We start from the raw sequence: 8919 nt of genomic DNA, 5'->3' as shown, positions 1-8919 counted from the left end.
ACCGCGGCGATCATGGAGTTGCGGATGATCGCGCGGCGGCCGAAGCCGGACTCCTGGTCCGCGTCGGCGAAGGCCCACGCGGCTGAGGTGCGCGTCGAATCGCGACCGCGGGTGGCGTGGCGGACCTGGATGAACTCCTTGTCGGACATCACCGCCTTCGACCAGTGGATCGCACCGAGACCGAGGGCGAGCAGGGCCAGGCCGATGCCGAGACCGATGAAGAGGTTGTTGTTGCGGATGTCGACGATCGCGCCGCTCTCGATCGGGAAGAGCATGTAGGCGGCGATCGCCCACAGGCTCGCAGCGAGCGAGAGATAGAACAGCGTGTAGATCGTGCGGACCGCGCGCTTCATGGCGGCGGGGTCCTTGTCGGTCATCCGCTCGCGATGTGGTGCGAGCACGGGGCTCTGCACTGGATCGGATACCGCGACGGCGACCCCGGGCGAGGGCTTCCAGCTTGCCCTCTCATGCTCGAGCGGGTCGTCCTCGTGTGCCATGGTGATCCTCGTTCGTAACTGTGGTCTGTCGATCAGTTGGACTTCGCCGTGATCCACACGGTGATGGCGATGAGGCCGCCGATGCCGAAGATCCAGATGAAGAGGCCTTCGGACACCGGACCGAGAGCGCCGAGCGAGAACCCGCCGGGCGATTCGTTGTTCTGCAGGAACAGCAGCGAAGAGATGATGTCGCGCTTGTCTTCAGCAGTCAGGTTCAGGTCGTTGAAGACGGGCATGTTCTGCGGGCCGGTGACCATCGCCGCGTACATGTGGAGCGCACTGGTCTGGCCGAGCGCGGGGGCGTACTTGCCCTCCGTGAGCGCGCCGCCGGCCGCGGCGACGTTGTGGCACATCGCGCAGTTGATGCGGAAGAGCTCCGCGCCGCGCGCGACGTCACCCTCGCCGTCGAGCGTCTCCTCCTCCGGGAAGGTGGGACCCGGGGCCATCGACTGCACGTAGGCGGCCATGGCGAGGGTCTGCTCCTCGGTGAACTGGACGGGCTTCTGCGGGGCCTGCGGTGCTGTCGCCTGCAACGGCATGCGGCCCGTCGCGACCTGGAACTCCACCGCCAGCTAGCCGACGCCGTACAGCGACGGACCCGTGTCCGAGCCCTGCAGGTCGAGACCGTGGCAGGTCGCGCAATTCGCCTGGAAGAGCTTCTTCCCGTCCTCGACGGTCAGCGCCGACGTGACGGCGGTCTCGGTGCCCGCTGCCATCGCAGCCGACGCACCGGCGTACACACCGCCTGTGATCAGGAGGCCGATGCCGATGAGGGCCGCCGCTGCCCAGGGACTGCGGCGACCGTTCGAACGGCGCTTGGTCTCTCTTGCCATGATCTGGGTCAGCTCCGCTCTATCGCAGGAAGTAGATGACGAGGAACAGCGCGATCCAGACCACGTCGACGAAGTGCCAGTAGTACGACACCACGATCGAGGAGGTCATCTCCTTGCGCCCGAAGTTCTTGACGGCGAACGCACGCCCGATCACGAGGAGGAACGCGATCAGGCCGCCGGTCACGTGGAGGGCGTGGAAGCCGGTCGTCAGGTAGAACGCCGATGCATACGAGTCGGAGCTGATCGGCATGCCCTCAGCCACCAGCTGTGCGTACTCCCACACCTGACCCGACACGAAGATCGCGCCCAGTGCGAAGGTGAGCCAGAACCACTCGACCATTCCCCAGCCGAGCCATCCGCGCTTCTTCGTGGAGTAGGGCTGGAACCGCTCTGCGGCGAACACGCCCATCTGGCACGTCACCGACGACAGCACCAGGACGATCGTGTTGACGGTCGCGTAGGGGATGTTCAGCAGCTGGGTGCGATCCGCCCACAATTCCGGGGAGGTGCTCCGCAGGGTGAAGTAGATCGCGAAGAGCCCCGCGAAGAACATCACCTCGCTGCCGAGCCAAACGATCGTTCCCACAGCGACCGGGTCGGGACGCTTGACCGAGCGCATGGCCTGAGAGTAGGTCGCTGTCGTGGTCGTCACTCCTTCATTATGGCCGATTCCGAGGCGGTAGTTTCCATCTGCGGCCACCGATTTGGGACGGTCCGAACTTGGACCCGCTTCGGAACGCGCCGAGAGTCAGCCGGGAATGCGGAAAGAGGATGCCGTGAGGGCTATGCGCGTGCCGCTCGGGCGATGGCCCGTCATACGACGGTCGCCGCGCGTGTCGCGCGGCTAGGCTCTGAGGCTATGGCGGAGCTGTACACCTGGCCCGGATTACTCACCACGCTGCTGGATCGGCGGGACCTCAGTGTCTCGGAATCGACATGGGCGATGCGCCAGGTGATGGCGGGCACCGCCACGCCGTCGCAGCTCGCGGCCTTCCTCATCGCCCTGCGCGCCAAGGGCGAGACGGTGGATGAGATCGTCGGGTTCCGCGATGCCATCCTCGAGGCGGCCCTTCCCCTCCCGGTCGACGCGAACGTGCTCGACATCGTCGGCACGGGCGGCGACCGCTTCGGCACGGTCAACATCTCCACGATGGCGGCCGTCGTGGCCGCGGCATCCGGGGTGCCGGTGGTCAAGCACGGCAACAAGGCGGCCAGTTCCGCGTCCGGCTCGTCGGATGTGCTCGCCGCTCTCGGCATCGATCTGGCGATCACGCCGGAGCAGGTCGCCGAGACGCTGTCCCGCGCCGGAATCACATTCGCCTTCGCCTCGGCCTTCCACCCCGGCTTCCGCCATGCGGGTGCCACGCGCGCCGAGCTGGGCGTGCCGACGGTGTTCAACTTCCTCGGGCCGCTGTGCAACCCGGCTCGCGCGGAAGCCAACGCCGTCGGCGTCGCGCAGCTCGACCGTGTGCCGCTGATCACCGGCGTATTCCGCACGCGGGGCGCGACAGCGCTGGTGTTCCGCGGCGACGACGGGCTGGACGAGCTCACCACCACCGGTCACAGTCGCGTATGGGAGGTCAGCCGGGGCGACATCCACGAGCACGACCTCGATCCGCGGGACCTCGGCATCCCGCTCGCCCGCATCGATGACCTCCTGGGCGGCGAACCGGCCCGCAACGCACAGGTGGTCCACCGCGTGTTCGACGGCGAGGGCGGCGCCGTGCGCGACATCGTGCTGCTCAATGCCGCAGCCGGAATCGTCGCGTACCGCCTCTTCCAGGACGCGACTGAGGTGCAGCGTCCGATCCTCGAGCGCCTGGCGGAGGCGAAGCAGGCCGCGGCAGCTGCGATCGACAGTGGAGCGGCATCCGAGAAGCTGGAGACCTGGGTCGAGGTCACGCGCTCGTTCGCGGCCTGACGTCGATCCGCAGCCGGGGGGCGCAGGCTCTTACGCCGTCGCGGCGCGCGCCGCTAGCGTGAATCCCACAACGCCCCGACCGCAGGAGGATGCCATGACCGATGCATCGATTGCAGGAACGACGGACACCGCAGGGGCGGTCGCGCCGCCGGCCCGCGCACTCGGCTTCGCGAAAGTCGTGGGCGTGCTCGGCATCCTGGTCGGGATCGCGCTGATCGTCCTGGCCGTCGTACTGTGGATCGCGATCGCTGCGCAGCTGTCGGTCGCGGACGTCCCTTTCGCGTTCGATGCGCTGGGTTTCGTGATCTTCGGCGTACCGGTTCTCGCGATCACGGTCGGCATTCTCTCCATCCTCTTCGGGTGGGCGATCCACCGGCTCGCCAGCGCGCCGGTCGTCATCAAACGGTCCCAGTTCGGCGAAGTGTGACTGTGCTTCGCTGATGCATCCACACGACGCCCTGTCGGAGATCGCCACTCTGCTCGAGCGTGAGCGTTCGTCCCGATACAAATCCAAGGCATTCCGCGCTGCCGCAGACGCGATCGCCGGGCTGAGCGATGCGGAACTGGCGGATGCCGCCACTCTGCGCCGTCGCAAGGGGATCGGCGACTCGACCTTCGCTGTGATCCAGGAGGCGCTCGAAGGCGGGGTGCCCGGCTACCTGGTCGACCTGCGCGAGCGCGCGGGCGTGCAGCGCGCCTCCACTCTGCGGGCGGAGCTCCGAGGCGACCTCCACTGCCACAGCGACTGGTCGGACGGACTCACCTCGATCGACCTCATGGTCGCTGCGGCCCGAACGCTCGGTCACGAATATCTCGCGCTGACGGACCACTCACCTCGCCTGCGGGTCGCCAACGGGCTCTCACCCGAGCGGCTGCGCAGTCAGCTCGAGGTCGTGGCGGAGATGAGCGACGAGGGTTTCACGCTTCTCTCCGGGATCGAGGTGGACATCCTCGAGGACGGCGGGATCGACCAGGAGCCCGACCTGCTGGACGAGCTCGACGTGGTCGTCGCCTCGGCGCATTCCAAACTGCGCATGGAGCGCGGGCCCATGACCCGTCGGCTCGTCGCAGCCGTCTCCGATCCGCGGGTCGATGTCCTCGGGCACGTCACCGGGCGGCTCGTGGAGGGATCGCGCGGCACGCGACCGCCGTCCACCTTCGATCCGCACGCCGTGTTCGAGGCGTGCGCCGCGAACGGCGTGGCGGTCGAGATCAACTCGCGCCCCGAGCGGCAGGACCCGCCGGACGACCTGATCGCGATCGCGCTCGAGCTGGGCTGCCTGTTCTCGATCGACTCGGATGCACACGCGCCCGGCCAGCTGTCGCTGCTGGACTATGGCGCGGAACGCGCCGAGAGGGCGGGGGTGCCCGCCGAGCGGATCGTGACGACCTGGCCGCTCGAGCGCCTGCGCGAATGGACCGGGCGAGCGAGCTGAGCGCACTGCCGGCTCGGCCCTGACGGTACGGTCGAATCGTGACGTTCACGCGCGAAGTGCTCCTGGAACGCAACGACACGGAATTCGCGGATCTTCTCGAGCTCATCGAGTCGCTGACGCCTGAACGCCTGAGCGAGCCGTTCACCGGCTCGGGGCGCGATCGCAATGTGCGCGATGTCGTGGCGCATCTGCACGCCTGGCACATCCTCCTCGAGCGGTGGTACTCCGAAGGCACGACCGGCGGTTCGCCCTCGATTCCTGCCGAAGGGTATTCCTGGAGGCGGCTGGCCGAGCTCAACGAGGATCTCCGGCAGCAGTGGCAGGACACCACGCTCGCCGAACTCCTGCCGCTGTTGCGGGCATCGCATGAATCCCTGCAGGCGATGGTCGCGCTGCACACGGATGCCGAGCTCGACGACGCTGCGGCCTACGCGTGGACGCGGGGCACGGCGTTGGGCGAGTTCGCACTGGAGTGCGGCGGCAACCATTACGCGTGGGCCCGCGACACGATCACGGCCGGCCTCGAGCTACCCGCGTGACGTCGAACCTCGCCGGGCGCGGCATCCCATGGTTCGTGCTTGCGGGGGTGCTCGTCGCCGCTCTCAGCATGCGCGGGCCGATCGTCGCGCCGACTCCTGTGCTGCGCGACATCGAAGCGGACTTCGGCATCGGCTCGGCGACGGCGGGGCTGCTCACGACCGCGCCGGTGCTCATGTTCGCCGTCCTGACGCCGCTCGCGGCGCTGGTGATCCGCAGGGCGGGGGCCGAGCTCGCACTGATGCTCTCGCTGAGCGGTGTGCTCCTCGGAACGGTGATCCGCGCGATCCCGGGCTTCGGCTGGATGCTCGCCGGCATGCTCGTGATCGGTGCGGCCGTGACGATCGGCAACGTCGTCATCCCGGTCATCATCCGCCGAGACGTCCCACCGGCACGCGTCGGCGTGGTCACGGCGGCGTACGTGGCGACGCTCAACGCGGGTTCGCTGGTCACGTCGCTGGCGACGGCACCCCTTGCGGCCGTGATCGGCTGGCCGGCGGCGCTGCTCGCGTGGTCGCTGCTGACGGTGGCGGGCATCGTGCTGTGGGGCATGCACCTCCGGCGCAGCCGCCAGGCGGGTGAGGATTGGGGCGATCGCTACTCGGGCGGCGAGCGGCAGCCCTCGGGTGGCGCGGGCGCCGGCCGCGACCTGGACCCGACGACCCTGACCGGTCCGATGCCGGTCGTGGCGCGCGGTCGTTCCGAGCGCGCGATGATCCGCCGGCCCGTCACGTGGTTGCTGCTCGTCGCTTTCGCCGGCCAGGTCACGATCTACTACGCGCTCTCGACGTGGCTGCCGACGCTCACCGCCGACGAGCTGGGCCTGAGCGCCGCCGCGGCCGGAGCGCTCTCCTCGCTGTTCCAAGGCGCAGGTGTCGTCGGCGCCTTCGTCGTGCCGCTGCTCGCGCGGTTCACGCCGGCGATCGTGCCTACGCTGACGATCTGCGTGTCGTGGCTCATTCTGACCACCGGGATGCTCGTGGCGCCGCAGCTCACGTGGCTCTGGCTGACGATCGGCGCGATCGGACACGCGGGCGGATTCGTGGTCATCTTCACCACCCTCGTGATGGTCGCGCGAAGCGACAGCGAGGCCGCCGGCATGTCGGCGCTGGTGCAGGGCGGCGGATACGGGATCGGCGCGCTCGGTGCTCCGGTGATGGGTGCGCTGCACGAGGCGACCGGAGGGTGGACGGCCGCGCTCGCGCTGATGGTCGTACTCGCGGTGCTCTACTGTGTCGCCCTGCTGGCAGCGGGCGCAGCGGCCCGGTCGCGTCGCGCGTGACCGGGTGAGCGCTCAGCGGGGTGCGGTCGCGTCGAGCGCGTCGATGATCCGCGTCATGGAGCTGCCCAGCGCCCACTGCTCGGCGAGGGATGCGGCATCCGCTCGTGATCTGTCATCGAGCGGACGCAGCTGCGAGTCGCCTTCACCTAGCTCGAGGTCCTTCACGACCTCCACCACGGTGGGGGCGACCGCGAGGTAGGGGAGTCCGGCCATGATCTTGCTGCGCAGGCCCGCCGACATGCCCTCGCCGGCGTCGGCGGCCGCGATGATCCCTGCCAGGTCACCGTGAGTGGCCAGCAGGGTCGCGGCGGTCTTCTCGCCGATACCCGCGACTCCGGGCAGCCCATCGGACGAGTCGCCGCGCAGGGTGGCGAAGTCGGCGTACTGACTCGGCAGCACGCCGTACTTCTTGACCACGGTGGCGTCGGTCACGACTTCGAGATTGCTCATTCCGCGCGCGGTGTAGATCACGCGGACCTCGCTGGCGTCGTCGACCAGCTGGAACAGGTCGCGATCACCGGTCACGATGTCGACGGGCACCGTGGCCTGGGTGGCGAGGCTGCCGATGATGTCGTCGGCTTCGTGCGCTGCCGCGCCGACGATGCGGATGCCGAGGGCATCCAGCGTCTGCCGGATGATCGGCACCTGCACCTCGAGCGGATCGGGCACGACCTCGACGTCGGGTCCGACGGCCGTGACGACGGCGACACGATGCGTCTTGTAGGTCGGGATCAGGTCGACGCGCCACTGCGGTCGCCAGTCGTCGTCCCAGCAGGCGACCAGATGCGTCGGCTCGTAGGTGGTGACGAGTCGCGTGATGATGTCGAGGAAGCCGCGGACGGCGTTGACGGGCGTGCCGTCAGGAGCTCGCACCGTGTCGGGCACGCCGTAGAACGCGCGGAAGTACAGCGAGGCGCTGTCGAGGAGCATCAGGCGGTCGGTCACGCGCTCATCCTGCCAGAACGGTGCGACTCGCCCGGGATCGCCTCCGCGTCGCAGTCACCGTACGCGGTAGGTGATGTGCGTGACCTCCGGCGTCGCGCGCACCTGAGTGGTCTCGAGCTGGAGCGGCGGGACTCCATCGAAAAGCCGCACGACGTCGGTGCGCCGGGAAAGGCCGAGGGTGACCGGCACCACGTGCAGTCGCAGCACATCGACCAGCCCGGCTGCGAGGAACTGGTTCAAGGTCTCCGCACCGCCGGCGATCGCGATGTCACCGGTGCCCGCGGCAGCGCGCGCTCGGGCGAAAGCCGACTCGACGCCGTCCGTGACGAACGTGAATGTCGTGCCGCCGTCCATCGGCACGGGCTCGCGGGGGTGATGGGTGAGCACGAAGACCGGCGCGTGGTACGGAGGGTCCTCGCCCCACCAGCCGCGCCAGTCGCGCGTCCACTCGGCGCGCACCGGGCCGAACATGTTGCGGCCCATGATGTACGCCTTCGCCGCCACGATGGCATCGATCTCGGCGCGATGATTCTCGCCGTGCTCGAACATCCACCCGTGTATGACGTTCTCATCGAAGCCGTCGCCGAACGGCGCTTCCTCGCGCTGTTCGTAGCCGGTTGAGTATCCGTCCGCTGAGACGGACAGGTCTGCATAGACGAGACTCATGCGGTCAGTCTGCCTCCGGGTGGGGCGTTCCTGCCAGACTCCCCGTGGTGGCCCTCAGCAGCCCGGGCCATTGGGATTTTCAAGACAGGTCTGATCGACGAGCGCCGTGCGAGCCTCGACGACCCGGACGTCGTACGCGCCGCCGGCGGCCGTGACGTAGCCGCTGACCGGTCGCCAGTTGCCCGAGCCGAAATCAACGGATGCCGCATACTCCACCGTCACGCTCACGGAGTACGTTCCGCGCTCGCGGTACACGTGACTCGTCGCGGTCGGTGTGAACTGCGCCTGGCCGAGGCTCGCCCAGCTCGCCCCGCCCGTCGGATGCCGCGCGGTCGCGCCGTCGCCGTACGAGAACACGTAGCTGGCCGGCAGGAAGCGGACCCGCACGTCCCACCCCAGCAGCGTTCCGGTCAGAATCTGCTCGGATGCCGCGGCCACCACATTCGTCGGAGCACCGACCAGGCCGAACCCCGTCGGCTCACCCGTGAGGGTCGGACTCGCGGGTCGGAACGATGCGAGGTCCGCGGCTGTGACGTCGGGCGGCATCACGACGAGGAACCCGCAGCGGTCCGGCTGCGTCGGGCAGGGCTCCTCCGGCGGTGCGGCTTCGATGGGCGACGGGTCGCTCGGCCGGCTCTGGTCGTCGCTGGGCGGGGCTGCATCGGTGATGCTCGCCCCGATGTCCACCTGCGTGCCCGAGTTCGTAACTGTGGTGCAGGCGCCGGCCGTAGCAAGGTCAGGGCTGCACGGAGCACCGCTTGAGACGCCCAATATGGAGTTGACCGCCAGAATTGCCGCGAGA

General features: G+C 68.8%; 9 protein-coding genes and 2 pseudogenes. 5 read left to right on the top strand and 6 right to left on the bottom strand.

What is annotated here, in order from left to right:
- The 3 genes and pseudogenes from VFX99_RS10785 to VFX99_RS10775 all read right to left on the bottom strand — a co-directional run.
- Positions 1–497, bottom strand: a pseudogene (locus tag VFX99_RS10785) (ubiquinol-cytochrome C reductase); the annotation flags it as partial.
- Between the two features lie 32 nt (positions 498–529).
- Positions 530–1330, bottom strand: a pseudogene (locus VFX99_RS10780) (c-type cytochrome).
- A 19-nt stretch (positions 1331–1349) separates the two neighbouring features.
- Positions 1350–1949 (bottom strand): heme-copper oxidase subunit III, encoded by a 600-nt coding sequence (locus VFX99_RS10775; protein ID WP_329666296.1) that lies wholly within the window; start codon positions 1947–1949, stop codon positions 1350–1352.
- A gap of 240 nt (positions 1950–2189) precedes the next feature.
- On the opposite strand from VFX99_RS10775, the gene trpD reads away from it, so the two are divergent.
- From trpD to VFX99_RS10750, 5 genes are all read left to right on the top strand, one after another.
- Positions 2190–3251 (top strand): anthranilate phosphoribosyltransferase, encoded by a 1062-nt coding sequence (trpD, locus tag VFX99_RS10770; protein ID WP_329666295.1) that lies wholly within the window; start codon positions 2190–2192, stop codon positions 3249–3251.
- A 94-nt stretch (positions 3252–3345) separates the two neighbouring features.
- Complete coding sequence (locus VFX99_RS10765; protein WP_329666294.1) at positions 3346–3678, top strand: hypothetical protein; 333 nt, start codon at positions 3346–3348, stop codon at positions 3676–3678.
- 13 nt (positions 3679–3691) lie between these two features.
- Complete coding sequence (locus VFX99_RS10760) at positions 3692–4687, top strand: PHP domain-containing protein (RefSeq protein ID WP_329666293.1); 996 nt, start codon at positions 3692–3694, stop codon at positions 4685–4687.
- A 38-nt stretch (positions 4688–4725) separates the two neighbouring features.
- The gene (locus VFX99_RS10755) at positions 4726–5226 is read left to right on the top strand and encodes a ClbS/DfsB family four-helix bundle protein (RefSeq protein ID WP_329666292.1); all 501 of its coding nucleotides are present in this window, start codon (positions 4726–4728) and stop codon (positions 5224–5226) included.
- Positions 5223–6506 (top strand): CynX/NimT family MFS transporter, encoded by a 1284-nt coding sequence (locus VFX99_RS10750; protein ID WP_329666291.1) that lies wholly within the window; start codon positions 5223–5225, stop codon positions 6504–6506. Before VFX99_RS10755 ends, VFX99_RS10750 begins: the two co-directional genes overlap by 4 nt.
- Before the next feature lie 12 nt (positions 6507–6518).
- On the opposite strand, the gene VFX99_RS10745 is transcribed toward VFX99_RS10750, so the two are convergent.
- From VFX99_RS10745 to VFX99_RS10735, 3 genes are all read right to left on the bottom strand, one after another.
- Positions 6519–7451, bottom strand: a complete 933-nt coding sequence (locus tag VFX99_RS10745) for a 5'-3' exonuclease (RefSeq protein ID WP_329666290.1) — start codon at positions 7449–7451, stop codon at positions 6519–6521.
- Between the two features lie 54 nt (positions 7452–7505).
- Positions 7506–8117 carry a dihydrofolate reductase family protein gene (locus VFX99_RS10740; RefSeq protein ID WP_329666289.1) on the bottom strand — a complete coding sequence of 204 codons (612 nt, stop codon included), beginning with the start codon at positions 8115–8117 and terminating at the stop codon, positions 7506–7508.
- A gap of 54 nt (positions 8118–8171) precedes the next feature.
- Positions 8172–8919: hypothetical protein (locus VFX99_RS10735; RefSeq protein ID WP_329666288.1), on the bottom strand; the 748-nt coding region annotated here is incomplete at its 5' end.

This window comes from Microbacterium sp. (assembly GCF_036277215.1).
In the GTDB taxonomy this organism is placed as follows: Bacteria; Actinomycetota; Actinomycetes; order Actinomycetales; family Microbacteriaceae; genus Microbacterium.
Note: the sequence above shows the minus strand (reverse complement) of the source record. Positions and strands in the feature narration are given on the sequence as shown.